This is a genomic window from Chryseobacterium ginsenosidimutans, assembly GCF_024807225.1.
Lineage (GTDB): Bacteria > Bacteroidota > Bacteroidia > Flavobacteriales > Weeksellaceae > Chryseobacterium > Chryseobacterium ginsenosidimutans.
Genome location: NZ_JANUCO010000001.1, coordinates 574,401 through 592,468, shown reverse-complemented (window position 1 = coordinate 592,468; position 18,068 = coordinate 574,401). Strand labels below are relative to the sequence as shown.

The following is an 18,068-nucleotide window of genomic DNA, read 5'->3' as shown; positions in this document are numbered from 1 at the left end:
CTTACATGATGAAAAAACTAATTACCGTAATTTTAATTATTCAATCCTTTCTCGCATTTTCCCAGAAAAGTGCCAAAATGTATCCTGAAGTAAAAAAGGACAGCGTCATTTATTATGCCGATAATATTGAAATATATCCTATCTCTATAGCCTTCGAAGGACAACCTGAACTTGAGAATCTGCGGATACCGGAAACCTTTAAAACAATTCAGGTATTGCCGCCTCAATCTACAAAAAATAAGGTACTTGCTCTTGTTGTTAATGATAAGAAAAAAGGCTGGAAGATAAAGAAAATGCCTGTTTATTATACATTAGCAGGAGATGCTACGATAAAAACCTACGATTCGGATTATAAATATGATCTGCCTTTTCAAAAGGGAAAATCTTTCACCGTTCACCAAGGCTATAACGGAATTTTTTCTCATCAAAATGAAAATTCTCTAGATTTCACAATGCCGGAAGGAACAGAAATCACTGCTGCAAGAGAAGGTAAAGTGATCGACGCTGTTCAGAGTAACAATACAGGATGTCCTACCGTAAGCTGTGCTAATCTTGCCAATTATATTTCGATTTTACATTCTGACGGAACGATTGCTCAATATTTTCATTTAAAGCAAAATGGTGTAAAAGTAAAAGCAGGAGATATCGTAAAAAGAGGAGACGTAATCGGATTAAGCGGAAACACAGGCTGGACAAACGGACCTCATCTTCATTTTGTATGTTTTCTTCCAAGCGCATCAAGTCCGAAACAAAGAAATACTGCTAAAACACTTTTCAGAACGGGAGACGGAAATAAAACTGAGTATTTATCTGAAAAGAAGACTTACTCAAAGCAATATTAAAAATTCTTAAACTTAAACAAGTCTGTTTGTAACCAAATACTTTCTCCGAAGGTTATAAACAAGGTTGTTTTAAACAAAATGCAAACTACATTAGAGTAAAACAATATTGTTTGTAATAAAATACAATTTACGGAAGTCTAAATCATTATTGTTTTAAACCAAATGCAATATACTTTTGTTCCAAACAACATTGCGCGCAACCAAATGCAATTTAATTTACAATAAATGATCCCCAAAGAATTATCTTCGGGGATCATTTATTTATCTAAAGTTAATTATTTCACTTCAACAACATTATCTTCCAAATTTACATCCGCCATTCTTTGGCTGAAATCAATTCCTAAAGCAGACAACTGGTCTTTTTTATAAGGAACTGTTATGGTATATTCTTTCTGCGTCCAAGGCCAGTAAGGCATTGTTTTGAAATCACCATACGCATCTTTTTCTTTCCAGGTATGCGTCATATTCATCGGAATTTGATAGGTCACCATTTTTTTATCCTTTGTAATCACACTGAAATCAATCGGCATCGGAACCTGTCCGTTATTTACCAAAGTGATTGTTGTGGATTTTGCATCGTACTTCACATCTTTTATGGCGTAATCGATGGTTTTTGTAGTGTTGATCCAATAATTCTGGAACCATTTAAGATCCATCCCCGAAACTTTCTGGGCAATATGCAGGAAATCTCTGTCAGAAGGATGTTTCATAGCCCATTGATCATAATATTGCTTCAATGTTTCCGCTAAATTCTGCTCTCCCATGATGTAACCTAATTCCACTAAATACAATTCACCTTTCACATAAGAAGCATAGGTGTAAGAAGTCCCATTGTCGTGGTGATCGCCCAACCAGATTGCAGGTTCTTCAATGCCTTTTTTAACGAAATTTCTATAGGCATTTACCGAATTCGCAAACGGATTCGGAAGCTCCTGTTTTGGAGGAAAAATCTGATTCATTACATAACCTTCGGCATAACTTGTGAAGCCTTCATCCATCCATGGACGCATCGATTCGTTCGTCGCCAACATTTGCTGATACCAAGAGTGAGCGCCTTCATGAGCCATTAATCCCATTAAACCTTCAATATTTTTAGCCTCTCCTAAAATCATGGTACACATTCCGTATTCCATTCCGCCATCACCACCTTGGATAAAAGCGTATGTCGGATAAACATACTTCCCGAAATGAGCATTCATCAACTGATAATATTTTGTAAGATAAGGCTGAGCTTGTTCCCAAACTTTGGTTTTATCATTATTCTGATACACCAAGAAAACTTTCGGACCTTCCGGAACATCGAAACTCTTTACAACATAATCTCTGTCGGCTGCCCAAGCAAAATCCAACATATTTTTTGCCGTCCATTTCCAGATAACTTTATTATTTTTATCAACTGTTAATAAAGATTTTTCCTGATATCCTTTAACACCGGAAGGATTTTCAAGAATTCCTCCTGCTCCGATTACATAATCTTTGTTAATTTTAATATTAACTTCAAAGTCTGAAAACGGCGCATGAAACTCTCTTCCGATATAGTCGAAAGTTGCCCAACCGTCGTAATCGTATTCCGCAATTTTCGGGTACCATTGTGTCATGGTCATATCAACGCCTTCCCTATTGTTTCTCCCGCTTCTTCTGATTTGCTGAGGAATTACCGCATCCCAATCCATCGTGAAAGTTGTGGTAGAATTTGGTTTAATCGGTTCAGCCAGATAGACTTTCATCACGGTTTCCTGAACTTCAAACTTTAAAGTCTTTCCATTCTGTTTGATCCAGTGAATATTTTGTGCCCCTTCTTCCTCTTTCGGAATCGAAGCTAATCTTGAAATCCCGTCTTTCTGCAATCTTGAATCGCCATTTTTTCCCTGACCTGCAACTCGTTGATCCATCATGGAATTAGGCTTAAAAGCATTCCAATACAGATGAAAATAGACAACGTTCAGTTCGTCGGGTGAGTTGTTGGTGTATTCTAAAGTCTGATTTCCTGTGTACGTAAATTTTTCTGCATTCACATCAATATCCATCTTATACTTCGCACCTTGCTGATAATAAGCGCCTTGCTGTGCCTGAAATTGAGAAATGATAAATGCAAATAGGATTGCAACCGATTTTTTCATTTAAAATTTTATTTTTTTAAAGATAAGTAATTAAAATAAAAGCCTCAAATGTGGAGTTTTGATGAGGTTTTGTTTGTTGTTGTTTTAGATTGATTTTATTTTGATTGTTAAATTTTATCTTGCGGATTTTGCAGATAACGCGGATTTTTTTAACCCGAATATCACAAATAAATGCACAATTTTAAACACAAATAAGTTCGTGCTATTTGTGAAAACATTAGTGCTTATTTGTGTTTAATCCAACAATTTTTTAATCAAAGTAATCTGTCCCAAATGATAATAACAATGTTCAATCATTCCGTCGATATTTCTAAGATAAGTTCCGTATTTTTCATCAACAAAAACTTCATTCATTTTAGAATCAGGCATTTCTTCTAATAAGATTGCGAATTTTTCAGCATCATTCCAAAGTTTATTTAAAAGCTCTTCCCATTGCGCTTGAGATTCAATTGTCGGAAGATCGAAGCTGTATTTATCTCTGATTTCCAAATCACCGCCTTCAAAAACATTCACCAAACCTGCGATATAATAATCAATATGAAAAGTAAGCATTGCAATCGTATTTAAAGAACCGATTTTTGTCGTCGCCTGTTCCCAAGTAACGTCTTGAAGCTGATCTTTAAAGTTCGTATTGGCAATCCAAAGTCCGTTAAGCAGTACTTCCCTGAATCTTTTTGCTAATTGTGAGGTTGAACTCATTATTTTAATTTTTGTGGTTTCTAAAGATAATTAATTTTGTTTTTTGGTATCGCTATTTTTTGTGTTTTTCCCACAGATTGCACAGATTTTCACAGATGATTGTGCGTATTTTTCATCATTTTCGAGAAACCTATTAGAAATAAAAATCCTTCAAAGTCTTTGAAACCTTGAAGGATTAGATTGATTCTTAATCGAAATTAAAAATTATTTTTTAGGAGAAATCTCTTTCTTTCCGCTTAGTAAAATCTTTTCAAGGATTCTTAAGGTAATCAGATACGTTGGTTTTACCCCTGTAAGACCCAACCCTCCTGAAGAAAGTGTACTTCCTGTTTCCAATGGATTATCCGAAGCATAATATGCATAGCAAACGAATAAATCCGGGGCAATATGATGTCTGATTTTAGAAGCCACCTGAATTGCTTTTTGGTAATGTGCGCCTTCCATTTCAAGTCCGATTGCTTTCCATGAAGTATTCATGAAATATTGAAGAATATCTCTGTTTTGAAGCGAAGTTCCCAATACCGTAATCATGGGTCCTTCGAAAGCTTTTAATTCATCATCTACAAAATCATCCAGTTTCAAAGCATTTTCAAACGGATAATTATCTGCCGTTCCTTCAAAGATATGAGAAGTCGGAATCATAATATCTCCTTTTCCGCCGGAAAGAATTCCTGCTTTACCCATGATAGAAACAGATTTTACTTTCATCATATACACCTCTCCTTTTTGTTCGAAAGGTCTCAATAATTCATCCATTACTTCATAAGCCTGTTCACCAAAAGCGTAATCGAAAACCATGATTACATCGTCTCCGCCATATTTTGTATGACCGAAAGGTGTGTTTTTAAGATTTGTTTTGCTTAAATCAATGATCTGAACATCGATATTACTTCCGCTCTTATCATTAATATAGATCATTCCTTCTTCTAAGGCGTATTTTGAAACCTTGTCGCGAAGTTCTTTTTTATCGGAAATATCTCCGTATAATTTGTAATCTACTTCTTTTGGATCTTTTTTCTTTAAAGCATCATTCGCATACAGCATATTTTTCACGGAGTGCATGTTCGCAGAAATAATATGCAACGGTCTCATGTGAAGGTCGTTTTCAAATAAAACTTCTTTCACTTTATTCGCCCATTTTTCACCGAAATAGTGATGACCTACTCTTTCCTTTAATATTGCACTGAAATGAATTTCTCTTTCTCTCGTCTGTTTTGCATCCTCAAGACTTATTTTTCCTAAGTTGTAGATGATTTTAAATAAACGATCAGGATTATTGTCATCTCCGAAAGTATTGTAAGCGTTCAATGTTTCTTCAAAAGTTCTTCCTATTAAAGAAGACAAATGAATCAAAGCAACTTCTTTTTCTTTTCTGCTGAATTTCTTTTCGCCTTTTACCACTTCTTCAATGATTTTAAAAGCACGGGTCGGCTTCCAGTTTTCATCTTGAATGAAAGCTAAATTTCTAACTTTATCTGCTTCTATAAATAAAAAGGTAAGGTGAGTAAGAATGTCATAGATTTCAGAACGCCCCAAAAGAACCTCGATATTCATCTGGTGTTCGTCTATTCTGTAGCAGTTTCTTCTTCTCTTTTTAGGAACGATCGGCTCGAAGCTTCCTTTATCAAAACCTTCGTCTGATGTAAGATGAATGAAAGCGCATTCTTCAATTCCCTCAGGAAGTCTGTCTAAAACATACATCAAACCATCCAATTCCAGTTTATTAGGAATATTCATCGTTCCATAAATCTCCGGATTGATCGTCTTCAACAAACTTCTAATGCTTTCTCCAGAAACTCCGCTCGGCTTGAAAAAACCTCTATAAAACAGGTGTCTCATAGATATGTATAGTCTTTCAATTGCCTCGGTAGTTTCTCTTGCTCTAGAATTTGTCATATATTAAAATTTTTATAAAAAGTCTGCTAAGTTACGTAATTTATTTTTAATAATTTAACGTATTAAAAATCAACTAATTAAACATTCAATACAGAATCTTAATTGTTAATTAAAAAGGTTTTTAAAGTTAAGATTTACCCTTCTATTCAGAAAGAAATTGAGAATAAGTTTTCTTCATATTAGGAGAATTTCATCTCACTTTATATATAGCTAAATTTATTTTTTAAATCTTATTAAAGAAACAGAGACCTCTTTAAAATCTTGCAATAATAATTTAACACACTAACTTTTTACATTGCTGAACTATAGTTTTGTCTCATTAACTATAAAATTAAATGAGCAACTTTAAGAGAGATTGGTATGGAAAATAAATTCTTGTATGTCTAATTTTAGAAAACCCAGTAATTTTCAAAATTAATTATTTACTTTTTTAATATTTGCTCCTAAAAAAATTTCTAAATCATCCTGAGAAATATCACGCTTTAAAATTTTCCCCTGAGAATCTAACAGAAAGTTGGTTGGAAAAACATTGATGTTGAAAGCTGTAGAAATTTTCGCATTTTCATCTAAGAGGCTTTGCCAAGGCAAATCATATTTTTTTACAATTCTTTTCCAGTTATCTACATTTTTTGTAACATCCGTAGAAATTTGTACAATTTGAAAATCTTTACCACTATATTTTTTATTAATTTCCAAATACTTTGGTATCTGTGCTATACAAGGACCACAATAAGAAAACCAAAAATCTACTAACGTGTACTTTTCCCCAAGGATTATTTTTGAAGGATTATTGAATTGTTCTGTAGGGAATACATTACCAACTAAGAGTTGTTTTGCAGCGGTAATATCTTTTGAAAATTGTAATCCTAATTTTGATTTTCTGATTTTTGGTGATAAATTATCAAATGCATTTTCATTAATTATTTTGTACCCATCATTTTTTTGTTTTTTCACCAATTGCCAAAGTGCATAATAAGAATTTGGATGTTTTTTAGTAAATTTAAGCAATAATGTATCTTCCTTTTGCAGTATTGGCAAGTTTAATTTCATAAAATCATCGACACCATTGGTTTTAGTTTTAAATAATGCTTTTTCATCTTCAGAAACCTCAGCAAAAAAATCATTATATTCTTTTTGGTCTTTCGATATCCCCGTAACTTTTTTTATATTCTTTTCATTGTCATAATAATAAGAGCCTGTTTAAATTTTATTAAGTAATAATTTTATAGCGGATAATTTGACCATATTTTCGGAAGTTTCCATTAGGAGTTCATAATTTCTGCATAGCCTTCTATCATTATCAAACCATGAAAAAGTACGTTCAACAATCCATCTTTTATGGAGTGGCTCAAATCCTTTTTCTTTTTTGTCACTCCGCATAACGATTTGAATGATATAGCCTAATTTAGTTTTTATTTCCTCAATAATACCCCCTCTGTAACCTCCGTCCGCTAAGATTACCTGAAGCGGAATTAGTAAATATCGCAATGTTTTCATCAGCAATAATGCCGCTTTACTGTCATGAATATTGGCTACACTTACCATTACGGCTAACAAAAACCCGTTTTTATCTACCACGACGTGTCTTTTGATTCCTTTTACTTTTTTGGCTCCGTCAAAGCCATTGAGTGAACGGTTATTTCCCCAACGAACACTCTGGCTGTCCATAATTCCTAAACTTGCCTGCGATTTCTGGCCTCTATCCCGACGTACTTTCTCTCTTAATTTTGATAATAATAAATCGAAAATCTCCAGATTTGACCATTTTGAATAATAGTAATAAACCAATTGCCATTTTGGAAAATCATGAGGCAAAAGTCTCCATTGGCAGCCTGTTTTTACCAAATAATTAATAGCATTCCAAATGATAATCAAATCATATTTTCGTTTTCTGTCATCAAAATCTAATGCTTTTTTTATAAATTGCCACTGAGTTTGGGTTAAGTCTGTTGGATACATTGAAGTTTTTTGTTTTGCAACTCTAAAATGACAATTTTTATTCAACTTCTTACCCTTACTCTTTTTTTTTATTAATTTTTTAAACAGGCTCTAAGTCTTATTGATTGCATCCAAATAAATGCTTTCTATTTTTTCCCGGTGATTGATTCCCCAAGTGATAAAAACCTTGTACAATCCCGGATGATTAATTTCAAAGTTTTTAATTTCGTAAACACCATTTTTTATTTCTGCAGAATCTTTTATTTGAGAATCCTGGTATTTATCATCATAAGCACGAAGAAGCATGATATTACCGTTTAAACGTTCGTCAAAATAGCCTTTGATTGTAATTTTTTTTTGTGCGGAACACAAAAAAAAGGTAAAAAATAAGAATACGATTATTTTTTTCATATAAAATATTTAAAAGAACACTTTCAAAAAAGTGTTCTTTGCTTTTTGTGATGGAATTATTTATTATTGTCTCGCGCAATTTGAATCGGCTCTTCCACAAAAATATACAATCTTTCAATTGCTTCCGTTATTTCTCTTGCTCTAAAATTTGTCATAAAATAAATTTCACACAAATATATAAAATCCCCGATCGACTTATTTTAAGTATCTTTTAATAAACCATTTAACATAACATTTAAATTCGTAAATTGTACTCTATAATAGGTATCAAAAATTCTAAGAAGTTTTAAAACACGAAATCTTCAATTCTAAACTTCAAATTGGCTTTACCCCTCTCAAAACTCAAATCATTGTTTAAAATTTAGTTAAAATTAAAATTACCCCTTAAATTTTTAGGGTAAAAATATTTTCAATTCATTTTTTTCGTAAATTTGCCCCGTAAAATTAAACCTAATATGTCAACTTTAAGATTCAAAGCGTTAGAAACTTTACCATTCAAGGACTTTAGAAGAGATAACTCGGTTGAAGTTCCTGTAAAATTATCAGAATTATTCTGTCAAAATGTTTTCTCTGAGGAAACAATGAGAGAATATTTAACGAAAGAAGCATTCCAATCTATTTTGGATGCGATGAAAAAAGGAACTAAAATCCAGAGACACATTGCAGATCAGGTAGCTGTAGCAATGAAAGACTGGGCAATGAGCAAAGGAGTAACTCACTACACTCACTGGTTTCAGCCTTTGACAGGAAGTACTGCAGAAAAGCACGATTCTTTCTTTACTCCAATTGAAGGAGGTAGAGCGATCGAAAGATTCAGCGGAAACTTATTGATTCAGCAGGAACCGGATGCATCTTCTTTCCCGAACGGTGGTATCAGAAACACTTTCGAAGCGAGAGGTTACACGGCTTGGGATCCTACTTCTCCGGCATTTATTATGGGAACTACTCTTTGTATTCCTTCAATTTTCATCTCTTATACAGGAGAAACTTTAGATTATAAAGCACCTCTTTTAAGAGCTTTGAACGCTGTAGATGAAGCTGCAACAAACGTAATGCAGTATTTTGACAAAAATGTAACGAAAGTAACTCCAACTTTAGGGTGGGAGCAAGAATATTTCCTGGTTGATTCAGCATTGTATCAATCTCGTCCGGATTTAGTTTTAACAGGTAAAACTTTATTAGGACATTCTCCTGCAAAAGGACAACAATTGGATGACCATTATTTCGGTTCGATTCCTACAAGAGTAATGAACTTCATGAAAGAGCTGGAAATCGAATGTATGAAATTGGGAATTCCTGTAACAACAAGACACAACGAGGTTGCTCCAAACCAATTTGAGCTTGCTCCAATGTTTGAAGAAGTAAACGTTGCGGTAGACCACAACTCTTTGTTGATGGACGTTATGGCGAGAATTGCTCACAGACACCATTTCCATATTTTATTCCACGAAAAACCATTCGCAGGAGTAAACGGAAGCGGAAAGCACAACAACTGGTCTTTAGCAACTGATACAGGTGAAAACCTATTAAGCCCAGGAAAAAATCCTAAGAAAAACTTACAATTCTTAACGTTCTTCGTTAATACCATTAAAGCAGTTCACGAATACGCTGATCTTTTAAGAGCAAGTATCGCTTCTGCAAGTAATGACCACAGATTGGGTGCGAATGAAGCTCCACCTGCAATTATTTCTGTATTTATCGGAAGTCAATTGTTCAGAGTATTGGAAGAGCTTGAAAAAGTAACGGAAGGAAAACTTTCACCGGACGAAAAAACAGACTTAAAATTAAATGTAGTTGGAAAAATCCCTGAAATTTTGTTGGATAATACTGACAGAAACAGAACTTCTCCGTTTGCATTTACAGGAAATAAATTTGAGATCAGAGCGGTAGGTTTCTTCTGCAAACTGTGCAGAATCTATGACGGTAATGAATACGATTGCAGCAAAACAATTGGGTGATTTCAAAAAAGAAGTTGACGCTTTAATTGAAACCGGTCTTAAGAAAGACGAAGCGATCTTCAATGTATTGAGAGAATACATTAAGCAGTGTAAAAACATCATGTTTGAAGGAGACGGATATTCTGATGACTGGGCTGTAGAAGCTGAAAAAAGAGGTTTGAATAACTGGAAAACCACTCCTGAAGCGCTTAACCAGGAAATGAATCAGAAGTTCCTTGATCTTTACGAAGAAATGGGAATCTTCAATCACAGAGAAGTTGAGGCAAGAAACGAAATTAAATTAGAAAAATATTCTACCGTAATTGATATTGAAGCAAGAGTTTTAAGTGATATCGCAAGAAACCACATTATTCCTTCTGCTTTAAAATATCAAAACAGACTGATCGAAAACGTAAAAGGTCTTAAAGAAATTTTTGACGATAAAGAATTCAAAAAATTGGCAAAAGAGCAAATGAGCTTAATTAGCCATATTTCTGAAAACGTTTCTAAGATCAAATTAGGTGTAGAAGATCTTATCATAGCAAGAGAAGCTGCAAAAGCGGTATCAGAAAGTCAAAAGCAGGCAGAAGACTACTGCACCAAGGTAATCCCATTATTTGACGCCATCAGAGAAGCTTCTGATGACCTGGAAATGATGGTTGATGATGAACTTTGGCCATTGACGAAATACAGAGAAATGTTATTTACAAAATAACATTTTGTAAAGTTCCATATTAGTGAAACTCCTCGATTTTTTCGGGGAGTTTTTGATTTGTTAACAGTCCTGAGAATTAGAGTTTTAAAACTCGAGCTATGATTAATAGAGGAAATATCAATTATTATGTTAAAGAATCTTAATAAAAAAAACCGCAGACTCACCTAAAACGGGCGGCTACGGTTTGTTTTTCTTTAACATACTTAAACAATATGTTAAAATGTGTTAAATAAAGAACCTGACAATTATCATATCGGGGCTCTTTTAATGGGAATACATATTTTTGTAATGCTTTTGAAAAATACTATCCCAATTTATCTAACACGATAATCAAATATATATGAAGAAAAGAGTTTTGTTTTACCTAGTTGCCTTAGTTTCTACTGTATCGTTACAATCGTGTGTTACAAATTACGTAGTTTCAAAACCAGCAACTTACGCTAAAGAATACAAAACAGATGCCAAACTAGCTTCACTTGAACCTAACAAAATGGAGCAGGATAAGCAGAAATTGATCAATTCATTTCTTGCTGAAAAGGCAGCTACTTTAGTAAATGCAAAAAATACAATTAAGAATTCTGATATTGCAAAATCAATCAGACACAATAAAACGATCGACGGTATCTTAACTGAGGCAGAAACCTACCTTGGAACTCCTTACAGATACGGAGGAATGACAAGAAACGGTATCGACTGTTCAGCTTTTGTTCTTTCAGTTTTCGGTGCAGCAGCAGGTCTTAGCTTACCAAGAGTAGCAGCTTCTCAGTCTCAGGAAGGAGAAAAAATTGAAAAAGAAAACCTTCAGAAAGGAGATTTGATCTTTTTCTCTCACGGTCGTAGAATTTCTCACGTAGGAATCGTAGAAGAAGTAACTGAAGACGGTGAAGTGAAATTCATCCACGCAGCTACATCAAAAGGAGTAATGATTTCTTCGCTTAATGACTCTTATTGGGGACCTAAATACAGGTTCGGAAAAAGAATCATCAACGAAAACGGAGAAGCTCCCAACAATCTTGCTGCAACAACTCCTGCAACAAACGAGGCAAGTTTTTAAGATTAAATAATTGAATTAAATAATGAAACCATCAAAATTTTTGATGGTTTTTTTATTGGGATGAGGTTTTGTAACTTGAATTGAATGTTTTTTGTTTGATAGGACTTCATCCTATCCTGAATTACATCGCCACTTCGTGGCTCAGAATAAAATTAAGATTGAAATCTGACTTACAGAAAATGAATTTTACGTCTTTAATACTAATTTCTAGCATCTATAGTTAAATCAGAATAAAATGTCACAAATCTGCGTAAATAAAAAGCTCTCCTGGTGTATATCCGAATTTTCTTCTTATGCTTTTTGCTTGTGCCCACTTTTTTTCAATTGGATTTAGGTCTGGACTGTAAGGCGGAAGAAATAGCAAAATATGACTTTGTTCTTGAACCTTCAATAGAGCATCTTCTCTTTTGTGAAAAGTAGCATTATCCAGCACAATAACTGAATTAGGAGCAATAGAAGGTAACAATTCTTGCGTAAGCCAGGCGAAGAATACATCAGCATCTATATTACAATTGAATAAGCAAACATTGAATAGTTTGAAGTCCGTTATTGCTCCGATAGCATTTACCCTTCCTCTGGCATGCCAATCTTTACTTGCATAACATTTTTCTCCTTTTTGACTGTAACCATTTTCTCTTGGCATATCTAATGCAAAGCCACTTTCATCCAGATAAATAATAGATCGTTTTTCTATAAACTCGTATCGGAATAATTTTAATTGAAAGATAAGCCTAGAGAGTTGATCAGTTTTTGGATGGAATAGCGTTTTTTTTATTACTTATTCCCAAACGCTTTAAAGCATAGAATATCGTGCTTTGACCTACTCCAAATTTCTTGGCTCGTTCATATTGGTAATGGTCAGGGTTTTCTACAACATCTTGTCGTAAAGCTTCGACATCAACTTTTGTTGATGGTTTGTTGCGTTTTATTTTGGGCTCTATACAATTATTCCATCTGAAAAGTGTTCTTATTGGAACGCCAAATCGTTCACTGGCTTCTTGATAAGTAAGATTGTCTTGATCTTTAATCTTAAATAATTGCTTGCGAAAATCTATTGAATAGCACATGCTCAAAGATATAAAATATTATGACAAATTATAATGATTTAACTATAACTTCTAAAGTCAAGAATTTTTATCGATTTCAATATCTATATGACGAAGAAGACCATGGATTTCGGAGAGTGAAAATTTTGCCTTTTTAAGCTTGTTTAAAGAAGAATTAATTGAATAATTGAATGCAGTTCTAAAATCCGTTTTTTCAAGATTTGTGTTATCGAAAATAGCTCCTGAAAGATCGCAACCTGCGAATATTGCATTTGATAAATCGCTTTCTGCAAAATCAACTTCAATTAATTTTGAATTTTTAAATGAAGTCTTTTTAATTTTAGTTTTATAAAAAATAGAATTGTTTAATAAGCATTCTTCAAATCTGAAAGAAACTCCAAACTCATTACAGTCATTAAAATGAAGCCCAAACATTTTACATCCTTTAAAAATCACATCACGGAAAGCCGTTGAAAGAAGCTTCGCCATGCTTAGATTGCATCCGATGAATTCACAATCGTTAAAATTAAAAAAAGAAAGATCAGCATATTCAAAATTGCAATTCTTAAAAGTACAGTTTTCATACTCACCTTTTTCTAATGGAGATTGTACGAAATCTTTATTTTCAAAATTTTGATCTAAAACATAGGCTTCTTTCATAAGATTTTATGATTTGATAATTTTTCTCTCGCTGATTTTGCTGATTGAGCAGATTTTTTAACTAAAAAAATAAACGGAATGTTTGTAAGCTTTCATCATCCAACTTCAAACTTCCCGCTTACACCAAGCTGTTTTTATCAGAATAATTTAATTTAAAGAAAATAAAAGTCATCATAGAAAAGGCAAGCAACGAACTCCCTCCATAACTAAAGAATGGCAACGGAATACCAACGGTCGGGAAAAGCCCCATAACCATGCCTAAATTGATGGTAAAGTGCATTAAAAGGATTGAGGCAAAACAGTACCCGAAAACACGATTAAAGCCGGATTTCTGTTGTTCTGCGAGATAGTAGATCCTTCCGATGAAAACCATATAACAAAGAATTAGAATAGCACTTCCTGCGAATCCCCACTCTTCGCCAACCGTACAAAAAATATAATCGGTTTCCTGCTCCGGAACGAATTTCCCTTGTGTAACGGAACCTTCACGATATCCTTTACCCAACAATCCGCCAGAGCCAATCGCCGTTTTTGAATATAATAAATTGTATCCGGAAGTATCTCTGAATGCTTTTTCACCTTTATAAAGAACCTCAATTCTTTCTCTCTGGTGTTTTGGAAGTTTTTCTAAAATATAAGGTGAACCGAAAGCCAATCCACATAACATGACAACAGAACCTACAATACTTGAAATTGAAATGACATTCCAAGACATTTTATAGTAGTTTAGCGCAATCCAGCCTCCGACAATCAAAACAATCGTGCCGGCAACATAAATGGGATCTATAGCCAGAGAAATCAGGAAAACCCCTGCAAAAAGGAATCCCACTCCGAACAGCAATCCATTTAAACCTTCGCGATATAAAGCAATGAAAAATGCAATGAAAACCAACATCGAACCCACATCGGGAATGGCTAAAACCACCACCGCAGGAATTCCTACAATAGCCAATGTTGTATAAAGTGATTTTTTATTTTTTAAATTAAATTCGGATCCGGAAACGTAATTGGAAAGCATTAAAGCTGTCCCGATTTTTGCAAATTCTACAGGCTGCATCGTGAAACTCCCGACTTTATACCAGTTTTTTTGCCCCAAAATTTCTTTCCCAAAAGGAAAAAGACCAATAAGAAGCAAAACGCCGCCAATGTAAATGATTCCCGACATATTTTCGAAAAACTTACTTCTTCCAACAAAAATAATAAGCCCGACAAACAAGGAAATACAGAAGAAAACCAATTGTTTTTCTCCCAGTTTTTGATCTACACTGTAAATATTTGCGATGGCAAAAATGCAAAGCAAAAAATAGAGTCCAAGACCTAATTTATCTATTCCTTCTGCCCATTTCATTCCTTAACAGGTTTTGTAGTTTTATTATTTGTCGTTTCGAGATCGATCTGTTTCTGCAATTTTGCTTTTTGTTCTTTAATGAAATTCAAGCTGTCCAGAATCCTTTTTTGTCTTACGGAATCTAATGCGGGATCTTTATAAAGACCTTTACGTTTCAAGTCTGCGATCCATTGTCTCTTATATTCGGGCATGAAGCTCGCTCCCGTCATTTTTTTGTACAGATTTTCACGTTTAAGATCCCCTGTAATATATTTTTCAGCAATTACTGTAGCTGCGGGACCTGCCCAAGTTGCACCGAATCCGGCGTGCTCCATTACAGCAACCACTACAATTTTCGGTTTGTCTGCAGGTGCGATCAACACGAAGATAGAGTTATCTTTTCCTTGCGGAACCTGTGCTGTACCCGTTTTTGCCAACATGGTAAAATCATTAGACTTCAAACTGTGAGCTGTACCTCTTAATACCACGGCTTCCATACCTTTCAATACAGGTCCGAAATGCTTAGGATCTACTAATGTTTTATGTTTTACTTTAAATCTTTTATCAGGATTGGGTTTTCCGTCGATAGCCTTTACAATATGAGGCGTGTAATACCATCCTTTATTTGCAATAGCTCCCACATAATTTGCCAATTGAAGAGGAGTCACCATGACATCTCCCTGTCCCATTCCGTTGAATACGGCACCGGTAGCCAAAGGATCCCAGTTTTTGTAATCTTTCTTTGAACCGCTTGCTTTAAGAATAGACTTCATTCTTTTTTCATAAAACTCTCCGGACGGAATTCTACCTCTCGCTCCCACTGCAAAGTCATTATTCAAAAATTCTCCTACCCCGAAACTGCTCAAGATCGCTTTCCATTCATCGACTCCTTTTGAAGGATTTCCGGGATACTTATTCAAGATTGCTAAATAGGCGTAAGAAAAATAACAGTTGCTTGAAATCTGAATCGCAGGAATCAGCGGATCTGCGCCACCGTGTCCTTTAATTCTCAATCCTCGGTAATTAAATCCGCCACCACAAGGGAAAATAGTATTTTCATCCATCACGCCCATCTGCATTGCAGATAAAGCGGTAAGTAATTTAAAAGTTGATCCGGGAGGATAAGCTGCCTGTAAAGAACGGTCGAAAGTAGGTTTGTTTTCGTAAAGTGTGTCTTTGGATAAAGCGTACAGATTTTTCGATTTGTATGGACCTGTAAAAAGATTCGGGTCGATATCCGGACCTGTTGCAGCCACTAAAACTTCTCCGTTATTAGGATCTAGAGCTACAATGGCACCATGTTTATTCACCATCATTTCTTCAGCCATTCTCTGAAGATCATAATCAATCGTTAAGGTAATATCTTTTCCTGTGATAACATCTTTGTCCAGAGATCCGTTTTTATACGAACCTACATTTCGGAGCTTAATATCTTTTTGAATATACTTCATGCCTTTTACGCCACGAAGCTCTTTTTCATATGCTTTTTCAATCCCAGTTTTACCGATGAAATCTCCTGGTAAATAATAAATGGAATCTTTTTTAATTTCTCTTTCATTAACCTCACTTGTATATCCCAAAAGATTTCCAGAAGTAGAAACTTCATACTGACGTTGAGGTCTGGAAACAATACTAAATGCAGGATATTTAAAGATAATTTCCTGAACTCTTGCAATATCTTCCCTGCTAAGATCTTTCAGAAAAGTCATCGGAGTCAGTTTAGAATAATATTTTTCTTTCTTAATGATGTTGATTCTTTTAATTAAATCTGCCTTAGAGATTTTCATTAAATTACAGAAAGCCATCGTATCAAAATCCGGCTTCATCAATGCTTGCGTGAAAGAAATTTCATAAGCAGGCTGATTTCCTACCATGATTTTCCCATTTCGGTCGAAAATTACTCCTCTTTGCGGAATAACGTATTCAATTTTAATAGAAGTATTCGCAGCATTTAATGCATAACGATCTGTAAACAGCTGTAAATAAGAAAGCCTCGCTATGAAAATCAAAGCGATAACTACAAGAACGGAAAAGATTTTTAAATAACGTGTGTTCAAACTTTTTGTTTGATTTTAAATATTAATGCGTAAATAACTATAAATATAAATGAAATTACACTAGTTACTGATACATTAACTAATATTTCAAAAAATCTACTCAACTTAAAGAACTCTATATATTGTACTAAAAGCTGATGTAAAAAGATACTCGAGAATAAGAACAGCAAAAACTGCGCCCATTGTAGGGACTGAAAAGAGAAAAAGTCTGTAGAAGTATCTGTAGAAGTCCTGAAAATTAAGGTTCTGAAGTAAGCAATAAGGGTTGTTGCAAAAGCATTGATTCCCCATGAATAGAGGAACGCGTCAACCGATAAGCCTATCAAAAAACTTAAAGCTAAAAACTGAAATTTATTTCTGAAAAAAGGATAAAACATGACATATACAGGATACAAGACCGGAGTGTACTTTCCGAAAATAGTAATCCTGTTCAATACAAAAATTTGTAATGCAACCAAGAAAATCATGATTAATATGTCCGTAAATAAAGTCCTGCTAATCATTTTCCTTTTTTATTACAGCTTGCATTGTATCTTGAATCTTTTGAACTTCAGCTTTTTTAAGATTTTTAACAACGAAAACTTTGTTCAAAGATCCCATTTTCTCACTTAATTCTACTGAAATATCCCAGAATCCTGTTTTATTATCTACGGAGTAACCCGCAATTGTACCTATTTGAACACCTTTAGGAAAAATCGCTGACTTTCCGTCTGTAACAACGGTATCACCGATTTTCAAAGCAACATATTTAGGAATATCTGCTAAGTGCATTACTCGAGAATTATCTCCACCCCAAGTTAAAGTTCCGAAATATCCGGAGTTTTTAAGAGCTGCATTAATTCTGATCGTATTTACACTTAAAACCGACTGAACCAATGCATAACTATCGGTAGAATTAATCACGATTCCTGCAATACCTTTCGGAGCCATAACTCCCATCTGCGGAAATACGCCATCTCTTCTCCCTCTGTTTATGGTGAAATAGTTGTTTCTTCTGTTGATGCTGTTGAAAACGATCTCTCCATCTACAAATGTATAGATTTGTCCGCCTCCCAACGTATCATGAACTTTTCTGAATTTAGGATTCGCTGCCCCTTGTTTACCGTAAAGCTCGATCATCAACGCCTTGTTTTGAGTCACAAGATCATCATTAATCTGCTTTAGCTTAAGGTACGAAACTCCCTCATCAATATACCCGGAAACCCATGAATTCACTGTAGCCGACTGACCCGCGATCCAAGATTTCTGCATGGCATTCTTAGAGAATATCAAAACCAGAGCAACAATTTGCAGGAATATAAAGAAGACAAAAAGTGCGTTCTTCGAAAATAATCTCAGCAAAAATCCCATTCAGATGTGTGTCGTA

15 protein-coding genes and 1 pseudogene are annotated in these 18,068 nt (G+C 34.4%); 3 read left to right on the top strand and 13 right to left on the bottom strand.

The features are described from left to right. The first annotated feature begins 5 nt into the window (after positions 1-5). Complete coding sequence (locus tag J3D55_RS02920) at positions 6-842, top strand: M23 family metallopeptidase (protein WP_310466730.1); 837 nt, start codon at positions 6-8, stop codon at positions 840-842. Positions 843-1,117: 275 nt separating this feature from the next. Here the strand turns inward: J3D55_RS02920 and J3D55_RS02915 are convergent, their stop codons facing one another. The 6 genes from J3D55_RS02915 to J3D55_RS02890 all read right to left on the bottom strand — a co-directional run bounded on the left by J3D55_RS02915 (position 1,118) and on the right by J3D55_RS02890 (position 7,906). Beyond that, entirely contained in the window at positions 1,118-2,962 is a 1,845-nt protein-coding gene (locus J3D55_RS02915) for a M1 family metallopeptidase (RefSeq protein ID WP_259127834.1), read from the bottom strand. A gap of 234 nt (positions 2,963-3,196) precedes the next feature. Beyond that, a complete protein-coding gene (locus J3D55_RS02910; RefSeq protein WP_259127832.1) occupies positions 3,197-3,661 on the bottom strand; it encodes a DUF1572 domain-containing protein in 465 nt (154 codons plus the stop codon). Positions 3,662-3,865: 204 nt separating this feature from the next. After that, positions 3,866-5,557, bottom strand: coding sequence for a DUF6909 family protein (locus J3D55_RS02905; RefSeq protein WP_259127829.1), 1,692 nt, complete (start codon positions 5,555-5,557; stop codon positions 3,866-3,868). 414 nt (positions 5,558-5,971) lie between these two features. Beyond that, positions 5,972-6,511, bottom strand: coding sequence for a TlpA family protein disulfide reductase (locus J3D55_RS02900; protein WP_259127828.1), 540 nt, complete (start codon positions 6,509-6,511; stop codon positions 5,972-5,974). Between the two features lie 246 nt (positions 6,512-6,757). Continuing rightward, entirely contained in the window at positions 6,758-7,516 is a 759-nt protein-coding gene (locus J3D55_RS02895; protein WP_259127825.1) for an IS5 family transposase, read from the bottom strand. A 90-nt stretch (positions 7,517-7,606) separates the two neighbouring features. Further along, positions 7,607-7,906, bottom strand: a complete 300-nt coding sequence (locus J3D55_RS02890) for a hypothetical protein (RefSeq protein ID WP_259127823.1) — start codon at positions 7,904-7,906, stop codon at positions 7,607-7,609. Positions 7,907-8,361: 455 nt separating this feature from the next. On the opposite strand from J3D55_RS02890, the pseudogene J3D55_RS02885 reads away from it, so the two are divergent. After that, positions 8,362-10,558, top strand: a pseudogene (locus J3D55_RS02885) (glutamine synthetase III family protein). Positions 10,559-10,898: 340 nt separating this feature from the next. Next, positions 10,899-11,612, top strand: a complete 714-nt coding sequence (locus J3D55_RS02880; RefSeq protein WP_259127821.1) for a C40 family peptidase — start codon at positions 10,899-10,901, stop codon at positions 11,610-11,612. Positions 11,613-11,850: 238 nt separating this feature from the next. Here J3D55_RS02880 and J3D55_RS02875 read toward each other — a convergent pair whose 3' ends face one another. From J3D55_RS02875 to mreC, 7 genes are all read right to left on the bottom strand, one after another. Then, a complete protein-coding gene (locus J3D55_RS02875) occupies positions 11,851-12,282 on the bottom strand; it encodes a transposase (protein ID WP_259135011.1) in 432 nt (143 codons plus the stop codon). A gap of 73 nt (positions 12,283-12,355) precedes the next feature. Beyond that, a complete protein-coding gene (locus J3D55_RS02870) occupies positions 12,356-12,679 on the bottom strand; it encodes an IS630 transposase-related protein (RefSeq protein WP_259127766.1) in 324 nt (107 codons plus the stop codon). A 57-nt stretch (positions 12,680-12,736) separates the two neighbouring features. Further along, complete coding sequence (locus J3D55_RS02865) at positions 12,737-13,318, bottom strand: pentapeptide repeat-containing protein (protein ID WP_259127819.1); 582 nt, start codon at positions 13,316-13,318, stop codon at positions 12,737-12,739. 118 nt (positions 13,319-13,436) lie between these two features. Beyond that, complete coding sequence (gene rodA, locus J3D55_RS02860) at positions 13,437-14,666, bottom strand: rod shape-determining protein RodA (protein ID WP_259127816.1); 1,230 nt, start codon at positions 14,664-14,666, stop codon at positions 13,437-13,439. Next, the gene (locus tag J3D55_RS02855) at positions 14,663-16,702 is read right to left on the bottom strand and encodes a peptidoglycan D,D-transpeptidase FtsI family protein (RefSeq protein WP_259127814.1); all 2,040 of its coding nucleotides are present in this window, start codon (positions 16,700-16,702) and stop codon (positions 14,663-14,665) included. Before J3D55_RS02855 ends, rodA begins: the two co-directional genes overlap by 4 nt. Further along, positions 16,699-17,205, bottom strand: coding sequence for a rod shape-determining protein MreD (locus J3D55_RS02850; RefSeq protein ID WP_259127812.1), 507 nt, complete (start codon positions 17,203-17,205; stop codon positions 16,699-16,701). The genes J3D55_RS02855 and J3D55_RS02850 overlap by 4 nt, the downstream gene beginning before the upstream one ends. Continuing rightward, positions 17,198-18,052 carry a rod shape-determining protein MreC gene (gene mreC / locus J3D55_RS02845; protein ID WP_259127811.1) on the bottom strand — a complete coding sequence of 285 codons (855 nt, stop codon included), beginning with the start codon at positions 18,050-18,052 and terminating at the stop codon, positions 17,198-17,200. Before mreC ends, J3D55_RS02850 begins: the two co-directional genes overlap by 8 nt. Between the last annotated feature and the right edge of the window lie 16 nt (positions 18,053-18,068).